Raw genomic sequence first — 16,422 nt, forward strand, 5'->3', positions numbered from 1 at the left:
GCAGCTCATTTTAGGACGCGCGATCCGTTCGCCACTGACGCTGAGTTTCCGATTGATTCGTGCACAAAACAGCAATATTTCATTCAAAATAAAGCGCGTTTTCGTGCGTCAATGCATGCTTAGGACATCTCGCAATTGAGAATCGGATGATTGCGATACGGCATAAACGCGCACCTAAAATGCGGCTCGTTGAGTATCAGTGCCTAATGGTGCGTTAGGAGTCAAAACGAGATAACAGACGTGTCCGCAGATCGATCGAGAGAAATCTCATGCTCGACTGAGGCAATTTGGCACTCAATATCAGAGGAGATATTCAAGACGCGGAAGATCGTTCGAATCCGGGCTGGGAATGAGGTCTTTCCGACGGGGAATTGAAGTGAAATGCGTGGGTGCGGACGTTGAACGTCGGACGTCGAACATCGAACGTTGAGTTGAACGTCGAGAATCACGAAGTGCCGAGGGAATGACGAACGGCGTTTGGATGTGCCGCGTGGTGAGGCGACAAGACAGCCCGTCGAGTTGAATGTCAGGCGAACTGTAACCATGACGGTCACTCAGTCAGTTCGTCATCGACGACTGACAAGACCGGTCGATATCGACTCACTGAGGCAACGGCGCGCGCTGTGAACGACATCCGCGCGGCCAGCGAACTCAATCGTCGAACTCAGCCAGCGAGTTCAGTCAGCGAATTCAGTCGATCAAAGCGAGCTGACCTTGATTGCGCGGTGCGATGGCCGTGGCGACGTACGGCGCCGGGGTCGACGGAACGAACAAGGTGAGGAACTTCGGGGAATTCAGAAAGCGTCGAACCGCGTCGGCGCTGGATTGCTGATCGTGGTCGATCAGCCAGTCTTCGACGCATTCGAAAAACGCGATACCGAACAAGACGCTGCGCGAGTCGACGAGGCGCTCGGCGATTTTCTTGAGCGCCGGACCGCGGTTCAGCGGCAATTTGCTCATCAGGTCCGAAGCTTCGCGGGCGACGATATAGCTGCAAGAACGACGAATCTGCACCTTTTCTTCGTCGATCGCGTCGCGAGGCGTCGCGTTCTTGCTGTCATTCCTCGGCAGTCTCATGTGTGACTCCTTCGCTGGAACCGTATTGGACCGAGCTTCTTCACGTTTCAACAAACGTAATAACGGCAATCGCTCGAGCGAACTTGAGGGCGTAGTCACACAAATTACTTCTAGCGGATGTATGGGTGCCCGTCTCGCCATGATGTCATTTAACGCCTCTTCAACGCGGTTCCATCGAAGGAACAGAAGGCACAAATCCGGTCAGTTTTACGAGCTTTTCCCTGTATCGGCTCACCTCAGCGCCGAAATGCGGTCGTCATGCCCTGCGGTCATTTTGATGAAAGGGTTTGCTCACTTTCAGCGCTGAAAGCGTAGGGTTCGCCCGGTTCGATGGCATTCCTTTCGTTTTCATTACATACGATCGTATCGACCCGTCGTGCAGGCAGTCAGCGTGCAGTCGCGGCGATTCGCGCGAGCAGTACGTCCGGTGACTGCCGCGGGCGGCATTCAACCTTTGAGTTGATCCAGAAGGGCCACGCACTCCCGCGCTTGTTCGATATTGGCGAGCGGCACGGACCAGGTCGGGTTGCCCAGGTCGTTGGTACGGAACACGACGCCAGCCATCGCCAGGCCGGTTGCCTGAGTACCGTGCACCTCGAGTTCTCGCTCAAAGAGCTTCCACTCTTTGAGATCGGAGAGCGCGTAGCGCTGCGTCCGTCCCTCGATGGTCAAGGTGACACGACGCTCACGCGCCTCGACGACGACACTCGAGCCCACGCCAGAAAATGTCCGGCTGACGAGCGTACGTCCCGTCGGGCTGACCGCGCGTTGCTTGCGTCGGCGCAGCCATGCAATCGGCACGGCGCTCAGCAGCGCGAGCACAAGAAAGTAAATGGCGATCGCGATATCCGCGCCCACGCGATGCGACAGCGCATTAAAGCCCCACCCCGCGGCGACAATGAAAACGATGAAGGCGAGCAGCGGAAGAAAAAGAATCGGCATCGACTCCCCCCGTGAAATCTCAGATAAGCGGTAGATCGTATCAAGCTCTGCCCGAAGAACCGCATGTCGCTGTTCAACAAAGGACACGTCTGCTTCGAAAGCGGTTCTTTCCGAACGCAAAAGCCGCCATGTCGCAAAGACATCGGGACATGCGCTGAACGATGCAAGGCGCGTCGGCACTTGTTTCGAGACGTCGCACTTGCGTCAAGACTCGCTACTCATCGGCGGCGTAGCAGCACAGTCAACAAGGGACACGCAGGAAGGGGACGCAGACAGGAGATTCAGGCAGCGGGACCCGGAACGCGTGGTGCGCAGCCGATGCGAGGCACACGATGCGAGGCGGATCCGGGAAACGAATGCGGGGCACACATACGGGCCACGGACGCAGCCCGCGAACGCAGCAACGAAAGGTCTGCGCGTCCGCAGCGCCTTCATCGCCGGAGACTCGTGCGGAGAACCCGGCCGACTTGCATCGGCCTGCGATCCCCCGCATCACACGTCAATTACTTCTTGAACTCGGTGTGACCACCGAAGCCGAAGCGCATTGCCGAGAGCAGACGCTCGCCGAAAGTGTGATCCTTGCGCGAACGGAAGCGTGCGAACAGCGAAGCAGCGAGCACGTTAGCCGGCACCGCTTCTTCGACGGCTGCATCGATCGTCCAGCGGCCTTCACCGCTGTCTGCAACTTCACCCGAGTAGTCGTCGAGTTGCGGCGACGAAGCCAGGCCTTGTGCCGACAGGTCGAGCAGCCACGACGACACGACCGAGCCACGACGCCAGACTTCGGCGATGTCGGCCAGGTTCAGGTCGAAGCGCTGGTCTTCCGGCAGGTGCGTCGAATTCTTCTCGCGCAGGATGTCGAAGCCTTCCGCATACGCTTGCATCAGGCCGTACTCGATGCCGTTGTGAACCATCTTCACGAAGTGACCGGCACCGGCCGGGCCTGCGTGGATATAGCCGTGTTCGGCGCGCGAGTCGAGATGCTCACGGCCCGTCGTGCGCGGGATATCGCCAAGGCCCGGGGCCAGCGTGCTGAAGATCGGGTCGAGCGACTTCACGACATCGTCCGGGCCGCCGATCATCATGCAGTAGCCGCGTTGCAGACCCCACACGCCACCCGACGTGCCGACGTCCACATAGTGGATATTCTTCTTGGCGATTTCCTTCGCCCGGCGCATATCGTCCTTGTAGTGCGTATTGCCGCCGTCGATCAGCACGTCGCCAGGCGAGAGCTTGGTCGAGAACTCGGTCAGCGCGTCTTCCGTGACCTTGCCTGCCGGCAGCATGATCCAGACAATGCGCGGTCCCTTGAGCTTGGCGACGACATCGTCAAAGTCCTTGGCGACCGTCGCACCTTCCTTGCCGAGTTCCTCGGCCGGGCCGCTGCTGCGATTCCAGACGACGACCTCATGCTTGCCCCTGATCAGGCGGCGTGCAATGTTTGCACCCATGCGGCCGAGGCCAACGATAGCGATCTGCATGCTCTTATTCTCCGGTTGTATTACTTCACAAGTTGTTTCGCTGTCTCGTAGACAGCCTCGGGCGTAAAGCCGAATTTCTTCTTGAGGTCAGCCAGCGGAGCCGACGCGCCGAAAGTATGCATGACGATCGTGCGCGCGTCCCGACTAATACCGACATAGCGGTCCCATCCCATCTCGGCAGCCTGCTCGACAGCGACCCGCGCCGTGACATCCGGCGGCAGCACGCTGTCCTTATAGGCCTGGTCCTGCCGCTCGAAGAGTTCCCACGACGGCATCGACACGACGCGCGCGGCGATGCCCTCTGCCGTGAGCTTCTCGTAAGCGTCGACGCACATCGACACCTCGCTGCCCGTGGCCATCAGGATCACCTTCGGCTTGCCGCCCGCTGCATCGGCCAGCACATAAGCGCCGCGCGCCACGCCTTCGGCGCTCGCGTACTTCTTGCGATCGAACGTCGGCAGCGCCTGGCGCGTCAGCACCAGACACGAAGGCTGATCGTGCAGCGTCAGAATCGTGCGCCACGCCTGAGCGACTTCGTTGGCGTCGGCCGGCCGCAGTACGACCATGCCCGGAATCGCGCGCAGCGATGCCAGTTGCTCGATCGGCTGGTGCGTCGGGCCGTCTTCGCCGACGCCGATCGAATCATGCGTGAACACAAAGGCGACTGGCAACTCCATGATCGACGCCAGCCGGATCGGCGGCTTCATATAGTCGCTGAAAATCAGGAACGTCGAGGCGAATGGCCGTAGCTTCGACAGGGCGATCCCGTTCGAGACCGAGCCCATCGCGTGTTCGCGAATGCCGAAGTGCAGATTGCGCGAGCCATAGCTCTGAGGCTGGAAGCTGCCGGCACCCTCGAACTTGAGCAGCGTCTTGGTGGACGGTGCAAGGTCGGCCGCGCCGCCAAGCAACCAAGGGATCTTGACGGCGAGCTTGTTGAGCACCTGGCCCGACGAGTCGCGCGTGGCCAGACCCTTCGGATCGGGCGGGAACACCGGCAGCTCGGCCTCCCATCCAGTGGGCAGACCTTGCTTGCGCATCAGCTCGAGCTGCGCACCCTCATCCGGATTCTGCTTCTTGTACTCGTCGAAGGCTTTGTACCAGGCTTCGCGCTTTTCTTTGCCGCGTGCGCCGATACCCTTGCTGAAGTGGTCGAGCACGCCGTCGGGCACCAGAAACTGGGCGTCTTCGGGCCAGCCATACGACCGCTTCGCGGCCTTGACTTCTTCTTCGCCAAGCGGCTCGCCGTGGGCCGAAGCCTTGCCGGCTTTCTTCGGGGAGCCATAGCCGATGACGCTGGTCACGATGATCAGCGTCGGGCGATCGTCGACCTTGTCGAAGGCCGCGAGGGCCTTGGCCAGCGCCGCCGTGTCGTTGGCATCGGCGACAAGCTCGACGTGCCATCCATAGCCGCGGAAGCGCGTGGCGACGTCGTCGCTATAGGCGAGGTCCGTGCCGCCCTCGATCGTCACGTGATTGCTGTCATAGATCCAGCACAGGTTCGACAGCTTCAGGTGACCCGCGAGCGATGCGGCTTCGGCCGACACGCCTTCCATCATGCAGCCATCGCCGCACATCGCGTAGACGTTGTAATTGAAGATCTCGGCGCCGGGCTTGTTATACGTCGTCGCGAGCCAGCGTTCCGCGATGGCCATGCCGACGCTGTTGCCCAGCCCCTGCCCCAGCGGGCCGGTTGTGGTTTCGACACCCGACGTCCAGCGATACTCCGGATGACCGGGCGTCTTGCTGTCGATCTGACGGAAGCGTTTGATCTCTTCGAGCGGCACGGCAGGCGTGCTCAGCGGCACATCGTTCTCGCCCGTCTCGCGCACGCCCGTCAGAAAGAGCAGCGAATACAGCAGCATCGATGCATGGCCGACTGACAGCACGAAGCGGTCGCGATTGGGCCAGCCCGGATCCTGCGGATCGTAATTGAGCCGGTCCTGCCAGAGGTGGTACGCGACTGGCGCAAGGCCCATCGGCGTGCCGGGGTGGCCGGAATTGGCCTTCTGCACGGCGTCCATCGCGAGCGTGCGGATCGTGTTGATGCAGATCTGGTCGATATCGCCGGCCGGGCGTGCCGCACCGGCCGCGCCCGCCGCGCCTGCACCCGCGCCATCACGCTCGGCGGCCTGAAGAGCGGATTTCGCTGCGGGGTTCATCATCCATCGTTTCATGTCGCGTGCTCCATCGGTTTCTGTCAGGTCCGTGCAGGACAGACCGGCTGCGGCCGGCTCCTGCGAACTTGAGTCGATAACAAGGCCTTAGGGAAGCCCTACTGGCCTCCGGATTTCATCGGCGTCCATGCGCGCCCATCGCGTTCCAGCATCGCATCGGCGCTTGCGGGGCCGGCGCTGCCTGCGGCATAGGGCTCCGGCTTCGCATGCTGCGACGCAAGGTCGATCGGGGGCTGCACGGCGGCCCAGCTGGCTTCGATCGTATCGGCGCGCTGAAACAGCGTGGCATCGCCGAGCAGGCATTCATAGACGAGCGACTCATAGCCCACCGTCGCGGTGTCGCCGAATGACTTGTCGAAGTCGAATGCCGCTTCGACTTCACCGAGCGTCGCCAGCGGGCCCGGCACTTTGACGTTGAAGCGCAGCGCGGCGCCATGCGTCGGATCGATCCGGATCGTCAGTACGTTCGGACCCGGACCGCTGACGCGCGCACCGCCGACATCGGAGCGCTCGCCCTGTGCCGGATGCGCGTCCTTCGTCGGGCCATAGCCCGCCTCGCCGGCCGAGCCTTGCTCGAACAAGCCGTACGGCTCGCATTTGAAATGGATCGAAATCTCCGTAAAGCGCCCGCCCATGCGCTTGCCCGTTCGCAGATAGAACGGCACCCCTTTCCATCGCGGCGTGTCGATCGACAGCTTGAGCGCCACATAGGTTTCGGTCGTGCTGTCGGCGGCGACCTTGTCTTCCTCTTTGTAGCCCTTGACTGCGTCGCCATCGATCTCGCCCGCGGCGTATTGCCCGCGCACGACGTCTTCGACGCGCACCGGCGCGATCGCCTTGACGAGTCGCGTCTTCTCGTCGCGTACGGCGTTTGCGTCGAGGGTCTTCGGCGCCTCCATGCCTGTCATCGTCAGTAACTGAAACAGGTGGTTGGGCACCATGTCGCGCAGTGCGCCCGTCGTTTCATAGAAGTTGCCGCGCGAGCCGACACCAATCGTTTCCGCTGCAGTGATCTGTACGTGATCGATCGAATCGGCGTTCCATGCGGGCTCGAACAGCCGGTTGGCAAAGCGCATCGCCAGCAGGCTTTGCACGGCATCCTTGCCGAGGAAGTGATCGATGCGGAAGAACTGGGACTCGTCGCCGTGCGCGAGGATGCGCTTGTTGAGCTCGACCGCGCTCGGCACATCGTTGCCAAAGGGCTTTTCGATAATGACGCGGCGGAAGCCTTTCGAATCTTTCGCTCCTCCGCTGCCCGTGCCTTCTTCCTTGCCTTCTTTGAGCAGGCCCGCTTTGCCGAGGTTTTCAACGATCGGGCCGAAGAAGCGTGCGCTGACGGCCAGATAAAACACAACGTTCCCGCTCAACGCATCATTCAGCCGCGAATACGTTTTCGCTTCGTCGAAATCGGCCGTCATGTACTCCATGCGGTCGGTGACCCACTTCCAGATCTTCGGGTCGACGCTGCCTGCATGAAACTCGGCATGCGGATCGGCCGCGAGTTCGTCGAATGTGTCGCTGAGCAGCTTGCGCCAGTCGTCCGTCGATAGCTCGTTGTGGTCCACGCCAATCAGGCGCATCTTGTCGTCGAGCAGGCCGTCGCGGACGAGGTTGTAAATCGACGGCATCAACAACCTTCGGGTCAAGTCGCCGCGGGCGCCGAAGATCACAAGCGTGCACGCGGGAGCGGGCTTGGCGGCCGGGGAAGTTGAACGCGGCTGTCCCTCGGGAACGGTCATCCGGAATCCTCCTGGTTATGGCGCATGACGACAACATCGTGGCGATGCAATGACATGCAGATGACATCTGCTCGCTTGCGGCGAGCAGCTTTCGCGCAGGCGAGAGATTGCGTGCTCAGCAATTCGCATGCCGAAGGCTGCGGCCTCGGGCATCTCGGTGCGCCCCTACGGACACGGCGCAGCGGGCACCACCCAGCGGGCACGAAACAGTGTATGCCTATGCGCGCGATTTCACCGTGCAGCCTGCTCACTCGCTGCTGGGCATGTGCCGCCTGCGGGCTCACTACCTGCTCATTGCCCGCTCACTACCGCTTCACCACCGCTTCGACATCGCCTCACGGGTTCCTCGTTGTCCCCTCAAGGTCCCATTCTTTGCCTATGCTTGACGTGCCGGCCACGACCTGGCGGGCGGACTCCCCCCACGCCGCGATGCGCTCTGGCTGGATCGCAGGCATGCTGCACGCGTACATCTCGTTCAACTTGCATCAACTTGCATGAAGGAGGTCGTGCATGGACGTCGACTCCGGCGCGTTATTACTGTCGCGGATCCAGTTCGCCTGGGTCATCGCGCTTCATATCCTCCTCCCCGCCTTTACCGTTGGCCTGTCGTGCTATGTGGCGACGCTTGAGTTGCTGTCGTGGCTCACGCAACGCGATGTGTATCGGCGCCTGTCCGCTTTCTGGCTCAAGGTGTTCGCCGTGTCATTCGGCATGGGGGTCGTTTCCGGCATCGTCATGCCGTTTCAGTTCGGCACGAACTGGAGCCGCTTTACCGACGCGGCCGCCAACGTCTTCGGTCCCTTGATGGGTTATGAGGTCCTCACGGCCTTCTTTCTCGAGTCCGCGTTTCTCGGCGTGCTGTTGTTCGGCCGCAAGCTCGTGCCGCAGTGGGTCCATGTGATGGCCGCGGTGTTCGTTGCGCTCGGCACCCTGCTGTCGTCGTTCTGGATTCTCGCAGTCAATAGCTGGATGCAGACGCCCGCGGGCGTCACGCTCGTCGACGGCCGATTCGTGCCGACTGACCTGTGGGCGATGATCTTCAGCCCGTCACTGCCCTACCGGCTCGTGCATACGGTGCTTGCGTTTGTCGTCACGACGGGCTTCGTGGTGCTCGCGACGGGTGCCTACTATCTAAGACATGGCCGTGCGATCGAAGAAAGCCGCGTGATGGTCAAGATGTCGCTGTTCTTCCTGATCGTGACGGTGCCCGCGCAGATGGTCGCGGGCGATGCGCATGGACTGAACACGCTCAAGCATCAGCCGGTCAAGATTGCGGCCATGGAAGGGCTGTGGGAAACGCAGTCACGCGTGCCCGCCAATCTGTTTTCGTTCCCTGATCAGGCCGAGGAACGCAATCACTTCGAGATCTCGATCCCGGTGCTCGGCAGCCTGTACCTGACGCACGATCCCAATGGCGTCGTGCGCGGGCTCAAGGACTTTCCGCCTGAAGACCGCCCGCCCGTCGCCATTGTCTTCTGGGCGTTCCACCTGATGGTCGGACTCGCGTTGCTGATGTTGCTTGTGGTCGTGATCGGGCTGGTGCTGCACGTGCGCAAGCGTTTGTTCGACTGTCCGCGCTACTGGGCACTCTGCACGCGCGTCGGGCCGATCGGTTTTGTGACCGTGCTGTGCGGCTGGGTGACGACGGAAGTCGGCCGGCAACCGTGGACGGTCTACGGCATGTTGCGCACGGCGCATTCGGTCACGCCTTCATTGACAGCTCAAGACGTCATGCTGTCGCTTGCCCTCTATGTCGTCGGCTACCTCTTTATTTTCGGCTCGGGACTGATCCTGCTGGCCCGCCTGATCCGCGTCGGCCCGGATGGGGCGCCGTACGAAGACACACCCGGCGTTGCGACGCCCGGACTGGCGCGTCCGTCGAGGCCGTTGTCGGCGGCCAAACCCTCGCTCAAGAAGACGGAGAACCCTCCCCATGCTTGATCTCGTCCCGCTTTGGGCCGGCATTCTGGCCCTCGCCGTCTTTATGTATGTGCTGCTCGACGGCTTCGATCTGGGCGTCGGCATGCTGTTCCTGATGCGCGACAGCGACCACGACCGGCATTTGATGATGACGTCGATCGCACCGGTCTGGGACTTCAACGAAACGTGGCTCGTGCTGGGTGCGGGCGGTCTGCTGGCCGTGTTTCCGCTGGCGTTCGCGATCATCGTGCCGGCCGTGTATTTCCCGGTCGTGCTGATGTTGCTCGGACTCATGTTTCGCGGCGTCGCGTTCGAGTATCGCGAGGTCGTGGGCTCGCGCAAGCCGATCTGGGATCGCGCGTTTTGCTATGGCTCGCTCGTGGCGACATTCTTTCAGGGCGTCGTGCTCGGCATGTTCATTCATGGCTTCAAGGTCAACGGGCGTGAATTTGTCGGCACAAGCTGGGACTGGGTCTCGCCGTTCCCCCTGATCACCGGGCTCGGTCTGATTGCGGGGTATCTGCTGCAAGGCTCGACGTGGCTTGTGATGAAAACCGAAGGCGAGCTTCAGCAATGGGCTCGCACGATGGCCCGGCGCAGTATCGTGGGTGTCGCGGTGTTTGTGCTCGTGATCAGCATCGGCACGCCGCTGACCGATGCGCGTATTGCGCAGCGCTGGTTCTCGTTTCCCGACAGCATCGCGTTTGCGCCGGTGCCCGTGCTGTCCCTGCTGTTGTTCTGGTGGCTCTGGTCCGGACTCGAGAAAGGCAAGGAGGTGCAGCCTTTTGCGTGCTCGATCGGCGTGTTCTTTCTGGCGTTCTCGGGGCTGGTCATCAGCCTGTGGCCGCTGATTGCGCCGCCTTCGATATCGCTGCGCGCGGCGGCAGCGGCACCTTTTTCACAGCAGTTCCTGCTGCTCGGTACTTTGTTCCTTTTGCCTGTGCTGCTGCTCTACGTCGTGTGGTCGTACTGGGTGTTTCGCGGCAAGGTCCGGCACGATGCCGGGTATTGATGGCGGACCGTCGGGAAGTCGGTACGGTTGGCACACGCGACGCACGTGGCGTGCATGCGCTGAATGCGTTGAGCTATCGGGAAATGGTGCCTTCGGGCGCGACACCCGGTGTCTTTCCGCACGGCGCGCCGTAATCGCATCGAAGATCAGGCACCGCGCCTTGCGTGCGATTCATCGATGCGTTGTCGGTCGAACACCCCGCCGCCAGTACAACGACAGCGAGCAAAACGAAAACGCCCGACGCGCCATACCCATCAGGGCAGGCGCGCCGTACGCTTTTGCTTAAGAACGCGTTCAAGGCGGATCGCTTACTTCGCGACAGCCGGTTCCGAACGCGCTGCCGTCGTGTCGAGCGGGCTGATTTCGTTGAGCGCCTTGCGAACGCCCGCACCGTACGCCGGATCGGCCTTCGTACAGTGCTCGATATGCAGATCGCGGATCGGCTGCGACACGCCTTGCATCGCGCGCGCCGTGTTCTCGAACAGCACCTTCTGCTGGGCCGGCGTCATCAGGCGGAACAGCGCGCCCGGCTGCGAGTAATAGTCCTCGTCAGCACGATGATTCCAGTGGTCGGCCGAGCCTTCGAGCGTCAGCGGCGGTTCGCTGTAGTCGGGCTGGTCGAGCCACGCGTCGCGCGTGTTCGGGTTATACGGCGTCACTCCGCCCTGGTTGCCGTCCACGCGCATAAGGCCGTCGCGGTGATAGCTGTTGTAATGCTTTGCCGCACGCGGCGCATTGACAGGGATCTGATGGTGGTTGACCGACAGGCGATAACGTTGCGCATCGCCGTACGAGAACAGACGCCCTTGCAGCATCTTGTCCGGCGAGAAGCTGATGCCCGGCACGACGTTGGCCGGGTTGAACGCAGCCTGCTCGACATCGGCGAACCAGTTTTCAGCGTTGCGATTGAGCTCGACCACACCCACTTCGATCAGCGGATAGTCCTTCTTCGGCCAGATCTTCGTGAGATCGAACGGATTGTAGCGATATGCGCCCGCTTCCTTCTCCGGCATGATCTGCACGAACATCTTCCAGCGCGGGAATTCCTTGCGCTCGATGGCTTCATACAGGTCGCGGTGATGCGTCTCGCGATCGTGACCGACGAGGGCCGTTGCCTCTTCGTCAGTCAGGTTTTCGATGCCCTGCTCGCTCTTCAGGTGGAACTTGACCCAGAAGCGTTCCTTGTTCGCACTGATAAAGCTGAACGTGTGGCTGCCGAAGCCGTGCATATGACGGAACGTGCGCGGAATGCCGCGATCGCTCATGACGACCGTCACCTGGTGCAGCGCTTCCGGCAGTTGCGTCCAGAAGTCCCAGTTGCTTTCCGCGCTACGCAGGCCCGTGCGCGGGTCGCGCTTGATGGCGTGGTTCAGGTCGGGGAACTTGAGCGGGTCGCGCAGGAAAAACACCGGCGTGTTGTTGCCCACGAGGTCCCAGTTGCCTTCTTCCGTGTAGAACTTCACGGCGAAACCGCGGATGTCGCGCTCCGCGTCGGCCGCGCCGCGCTCGCCCGCAACGGTCGAGAAGCGGATAAAGAGCTCCGTCTTCTTGCCGATCTCTGAAAAGATCTTGGCGCGCGAGTATTTCGTGATGTCGTGCGTGACCGTGAATGTGCCGAACGCGCCCGACCCTTTGGCATGCATCCGGCGCTCGGGAATCACTTCGCGATCGAAGTACGCGAGCTTTTCGAGAAACCAGACATCCTGAAGCAATTGGGGCCCACGCGGACCGGCCGTCTGAACATTCTGGTTATCGACAACGGGAGCGCCAAATGCGGTAGTCAACTTGTTCATGAACATTCCTCTTTGTAGGGATACGCTGCATCGCGTCGGGCCGCTTGATGTTCTTCAGCCCGCGGCCCGTTCTACCCATGCGCACACGTTCGTGACTTGCACGACTGGCACATATCTCGCAGAGGGCGCAAGCGTCTGCCTCGCCAATTCCGACGCAGCGACCGGTAGACTACTCGCGCACGAAAAAGTTGACAGTGCGACATTCGAGATCGGGATCGGGGATCCCTCCCTGTCGCACCGATCCGCACAGCCCTCAGCTCTGCGTCGCCCCACTGGATCTCTCGATAGCGGTGCGCATGGGATCACAGATAACGGCTTGGCGCGTTTGCCCCCTAACGCATGCGGTCATTCGCGAGGTAGGTGACAGAATGATTACAAGGGGTCCGAGAAAAACGGGTGCGACGCCGGCTTGTGGCCCGTAACCTCGAACAGTTCCATGCGAAGCATGCGTGCACGTTCCACACCGAAGCGTGCCTCAAATTCCTGTTGCGCGTCTCTCCAGATCTTGCGTGCCTGCGCGATGCGTTCAGCACCGAGCGGCGTCAGAGAAAGCACATTGCGCCGGCCTGGCGGCGGCCCGAGTGTCGAGGTCACCAGGCCATCCTTGCGCAGCAACTGCACCGCACGCACCAGCGTCGAGCGATCGGCGACGATGACGTCGACGAGTTCGGCCATCGTCAGCCCGTCGCGGCGTTCGATCTTGCGCAGAATCGTGAACTGCGGTGGCGTAAGACCGATCGGGTCGAGCTTCAGCGCGTACTGCTGAGACATGAAACGAGCTGCGCGGCGCAGCGCCAGCTCGTAGTTCTCGTCTTCCATCAGCGCGTCGTCGTCACGCTGCTGGTCCTGCGTGTCGTGCGCTGAAGCCTGAACGTCGGTCGTCACGGCTCACTCCTCGTGCGATGCGCTTGTCTGCGCCGAGGTCGTGCCCGATGCGGTCGTCGCAGTGAACCTGGATGATGCGGCCGACGTCGTCACGGCGGTTGCTGTCGTCGCGGTGGCTGTCGTCGCGGTGGCTGTCGTTGCGGTGGCCGTCGTTGCGGTGGCTGTCGTTGCCGAAGTCGCCGGAGCCGCTCCGCCCTGGTTCGCCTGCGCAACGTCGATCCGGCCGTCGCGCGACCAGCCGCCGCCCAGCGAGCGATAGAGCGCGACTGCCGCAAGCGCGTGCTCACGTCGCGCCTGATTCAACCCGTCCTGATCGCGCAGATACGCTTCCTGGGCATCGAGCACGTCGAGGAAGTTTGCCGCGCCGCTCTTGTAAAGCTCGTTCGACAAACGCAAGGCCTGATCCGACGCCGACACCGATGTATTGAGCTGCGTCACTTCGTCGCCCGTGCTCACGAGATCGCTGCGGGTGTCTTCGACTTCCTTAAGCGCGTTGAGCATCGTCTGGTTCAGATTGAGCTGCGACTCGCGCATCTTGCTTTCGCTGCCTTCGATACCGGCCTGGATTTCACCCGCGTGGAAAATCGGGCTCGTTGCGCTCAACGCGGCTCCAAAGAGGTTGTCGGTCAGCGTCGGCAATCCAACCCAGGACGCCGCGAGCAAGCCGTCAGTCAACGACAGGTTGAATTGCGGATAACGCCGGGCGCGCGATACGCCCACTTCGGCAGCACGTTGTTCTACGGTGTCGTAGGCAACGCGCACATCCGGGCGGCGCAGCAGCGCGACGGACGGCAACAACACCGGTGCATCGCCCGACGGCACCGGAATATCGGCCGCATTCGCAAGCAACAGGTGGTCGACGCTTTCAGGCGTGCGGCCCGAATACACGGCAATCAGGCTCAGCTGATGCTGAATCGTCGAACCGACGCGCGGCAGCCGCGCCTGAAGATCGCTCAGCTGATTCTGCGCGCGCGACACATCGAGGTTGTTCGACAGACCATACTGACGGCGCTCCTGCGTGAGCTTGAGCGCACGCGTACGGATCTCGACGTTGCCCTGGAGAATCTTCTGCTCACTCTGTGCCCAGCGCAGATCCACATAAGCCGACGCGGCGTTCGCCGCGAGCGCGAGCTTGAGTGCGTCGAGCGCGTCCTTGCTGTGCTCGACTTGCGCACGCGCCGCCAGCACCGCGAGTTGCTGGCCGCCGAATACATCCGGCCGCCAGCTGGCCGTCACACCGACCCCGCCTTCTTTCACATAACCGAGCGGGGGTGGCAGAATCTGACGCTGATACGCACCGCTCGCACCCAGGTCAAGTTGCGGAAGCAGCGCTGCGTGTTCCTGCGTCGTCACAGATTCGGCTTGTTTGACGCGCTCGACCGCAGCCTGCACGTCGAGGTTCTGCGCGAGCACTTCGCTCACAAGCTGATGCAGCGTCGGATCACCGAATTGCTCCCACCATGCATCGGATGCGAGCGGGCTTTCGTTGACCTGCACATCCCATGCGGCCGGTGCGACCTTGGCCGTTGTATCGGACAACGGCGCATGCGCGGCAGGCTGAACGGCACACGCCGCGAGCGCGACGGCGGCGACTAAAGCGGCAAGAGTGGTTTTCATGGCAATCCTTCGAATTCGGTCGAGCGGGCCTTGACCCGATCTGTCATTGAACTGAATACAATTTAGCGATGCTGGGTCCGTGCTTCGTGCACGGACGCGAGTCGATCAATGCGCATCGGGCGGCGGAGCGGCTGCGATCTTGACCGACTTCGAAAACACCGCCAGCACCACCGCAACGACAAAACACGCCGCCACGGCGGCGAATGTGTCGGAGAACGTCAGAACGAGTGCCTCGCGCAGCGCGAGCTGATGAAGCAGCCCAAGGCTTGCGTTCGCGCCGTCGAGCAGATTGCCGCCGACCTGCGCAAGGTGCGCAGCGTTGGCGCTGATCACGCCTTCGATCGTCGGACGGCCATAGGTCACGTGTTCGTTGAGACGTTCGTAATGCAGGTTGAGCCTGTCATTGAGCATCGTGCTGACAACCGCGATACCGATTGCACCGCCAAGATTCCGCATCAGGTTGAACAGCCCGCTTGCCGAACGCAGCCGCGCCGGCGGCAGCGACCCAAGCGACATCGTCACGATTGGTGCAATCGAGAACTGCTGGCCGAAGCCGCGAATCGCCTGCGGCAACACGAGTTGCTGCCAGCCCCAATCGTGGGTCATCGGCACATAAAGCCAGCAACCGAGACCGAACAACGTGAGACCGAACAACATCAGGTACTTGAGATCGACAAACCGTGCGAGCCGCGAGTACAGAGCGAGGCCGAACAACTGCGCAACGCCGACCGACAGCAGTGCCACGCCGATCTGCGTCGAATCAAAGCCGCGCACGCGGCCCAGGAACACGGGTGTCAGATAGACCGTGCAGAAAATCCCGATCCCCGTGATGAACGACAGCACGCTGCCAATACCGAAGTTTCGAATCGTCAGCGCGCGCAGATCGACGATGGGCTCTTTTGCGGTCAGCGCGTGCACGATAAACAGGAAGCCTGCAATCGACGAAATCCATGCACAGGCGAGAATCACCGGGTCGCCGAACCAGTTCTTGCGGGGGCCTTCTTCAAGCAGGTATTCGAGGCAGCCGAGGAACAGCGACATCAGCAGAATGCCGAGGTAGTCCCCCTTCTTGAGCAACGAGATATCGGCCTCGTCGAAATTGACGTAGCGCGGCACGAGCACCGTAACGGCGATGCCAGGCACCAGGTTCAGATAGAACAGCCAGTGCCAGGACCACGCGTCGGTGATATAGCCACCGATGACCGGACCGATCGTCGGCGCGAGCGTGGCGAGCGCACCGATCGTCGTGGCGGCCACCACGCGTTGATGTCCGGGGAACAGCACGAATGCGGTCGTGAACACGGTCGGGATCATCGCCGCGCCCAATGCGCCTTGCAACGCACGGAAGGCAATCATCGAATTGATGTCCCAGGCCATGCCGCACAGCATGCTCGTCACCGTGAATCCCAAAGCGGACGCGGCGAACACCCAGCGCGTTGAAAAGACACGCGTGAGCCAGCCGGACATCGGAATCACCAGGATTTCGGCGATCAGATACGCCGTCTGCACCCACGACAGTTCGTCCTGACTGGCCGACAGACCACCGCCAATATCCTTGAGAGAAGAAGCCACGATCTGAATATCGAGCGTGGCCATAAAGAAGCCAAGACACATCAACGAAAACGCAAACACCTTCGTTTTCATTGGCAAGTCCATCGGATTGCCGGGAGCCTGGGTCATGATCTGAATCCTTGATCGGGGTGCTTCATCGACGTCGTTCGGGCGAGCTTCGTCCACATGGGCCAGGCAAGGGCGGGCCCATGGAGATGCATCAATCGA

At 61.6% G+C, this 16,422-nt stretch carries 12 protein-coding genes; 3 read left to right on the forward strand and 9 right to left on the reverse strand.

Annotation, left to right across the window (positions count from 1 at the left end; all coding sequences use genetic code 11):
- Nucleotides 1-690 precede the first annotated feature (690 nt).
- From ACMFWR_RS23440 to zwf, 5 genes are all read right to left on the reverse strand, one after another.
- Complete coding sequence (locus ACMFWR_RS23440) at nt 691-1,077, reverse strand: hypothetical protein (RefSeq protein WP_413197081.1); 387 nt, start codon at nt 1,075-1,077, stop codon at nt 691-693.
- 447 nt (nt 1,078-1,524) lie between these two features.
- Nucleotides 1,525-2,019 (reverse strand): hypothetical protein, encoded by a 495-nt coding sequence (locus tag ACMFWR_RS23445; RefSeq protein WP_413197082.1) that lies wholly within the window; start codon nt 2,017-2,019, stop codon nt 1,525-1,527.
- Nucleotides 2,020-2,522: 503 nt separating this feature from the next.
- Entirely contained in the window at nt 2,523-3,521 is a 999-nt protein-coding gene (gnd, locus tag ACMFWR_RS23450; RefSeq protein WP_413197331.1) for a phosphogluconate dehydrogenase (NAD(+)-dependent, decarboxylating), read from the reverse strand.
- Nucleotides 3,521-5,677 (reverse strand): transketolase, encoded by a 2,157-nt coding sequence (tkt, locus tag ACMFWR_RS23455; RefSeq protein WP_413197083.1) that lies wholly within the window; start codon nt 5,675-5,677, stop codon nt 3,521-3,523. Before tkt ends, gnd begins: the two co-directional genes overlap by 1 nt.
- A 98-nt stretch (nt 5,678-5,775) precedes the next feature.
- The gene (zwf, locus tag ACMFWR_RS23460; protein ID WP_413197084.1) at nt 5,776-7,416 is read right to left on the reverse strand and encodes a glucose-6-phosphate dehydrogenase; all 1,641 of its coding nucleotides are present in this window, start codon (nt 7,414-7,416) and stop codon (nt 5,776-5,778) included.
- 510 nt (nt 7,417-7,926) lie between these two features.
- On the opposite strand from zwf, the gene ACMFWR_RS23465 reads away from it, so the two are divergent.
- The 3 genes from ACMFWR_RS23465 to ACMFWR_RS23475 are packed head-to-tail and all read left to right on the forward strand — an operon-like array spanning nt 7,927 to nt 10,482.
- Nucleotides 7,927-9,357 (forward strand): cytochrome ubiquinol oxidase subunit I, encoded by a 1,431-nt coding sequence (locus tag ACMFWR_RS23465; protein ID WP_413197085.1) that lies wholly within the window; start codon nt 7,927-7,929, stop codon nt 9,355-9,357.
- On the forward strand, nt 9,350-10,348 hold the full coding sequence (gene cydB / locus ACMFWR_RS23470; RefSeq protein ID WP_413197086.1) for a cytochrome d ubiquinol oxidase subunit II: 999 nt from the start codon (nt 9,350-9,352) through the stop codon (nt 10,346-10,348). Before ACMFWR_RS23465 ends, cydB begins: the two co-directional genes overlap by 8 nt.
- The gene (locus tag ACMFWR_RS23475) at nt 10,348-10,482 is read left to right on the forward strand and encodes a hypothetical protein (RefSeq protein ID WP_413197087.1); all 135 of its coding nucleotides are present in this window, start codon (nt 10,348-10,350) and stop codon (nt 10,480-10,482) included. Before cydB ends, ACMFWR_RS23475 begins: the two co-directional genes overlap by 1 nt.
- Before the next feature lie 174 nt (nt 10,483-10,656).
- On the opposite strand, the gene ACMFWR_RS23480 is transcribed toward ACMFWR_RS23475, so the two are convergent.
- The 4 genes from ACMFWR_RS23480 to ACMFWR_RS23495 form a co-directional block, all read right to left on the reverse strand.
- On the reverse strand, nt 10,657-12,141 hold the full coding sequence (locus tag ACMFWR_RS23480) for a catalase (RefSeq protein ID WP_413197088.1): 1,485 nt from the start codon (nt 12,139-12,141) through the stop codon (nt 10,657-10,659).
- Between the two features lie 372 nt (nt 12,142-12,513).
- A complete protein-coding gene (locus tag ACMFWR_RS23485; RefSeq protein ID WP_413197089.1) occupies nt 12,514-13,026 on the reverse strand; it encodes a MarR family winged helix-turn-helix transcriptional regulator in 513 nt (170 codons plus the stop codon).
- A 3-nt stretch (nt 13,027-13,029) separates the two neighbouring features.
- On the reverse strand, nt 13,030-14,643 hold the full coding sequence (locus tag ACMFWR_RS23490) for an efflux transporter outer membrane subunit (RefSeq protein WP_413197090.1): 1,614 nt from the start codon (nt 14,641-14,643) through the stop codon (nt 13,030-13,032).
- Nucleotides 14,644-14,748: 105 nt separating this feature from the next.
- Nucleotides 14,749-16,323, reverse strand: a complete 1,575-nt coding sequence (locus tag ACMFWR_RS23495) for a DHA2 family efflux MFS transporter permease subunit (protein WP_413197091.1) — start codon at nt 16,321-16,323, stop codon at nt 14,749-14,751.
- Between the last annotated feature and the right edge of the window lie 99 nt (nt 16,324-16,422).

The sequence above is a fragment of the Pararobbsia alpina genome, assembly GCF_965118125.1.
GTDB classification, from domain to species: domain Bacteria; phylum Pseudomonadota; class Gammaproteobacteria; order Burkholderiales; family Burkholderiaceae; genus Pararobbsia; species Pararobbsia alpina_A.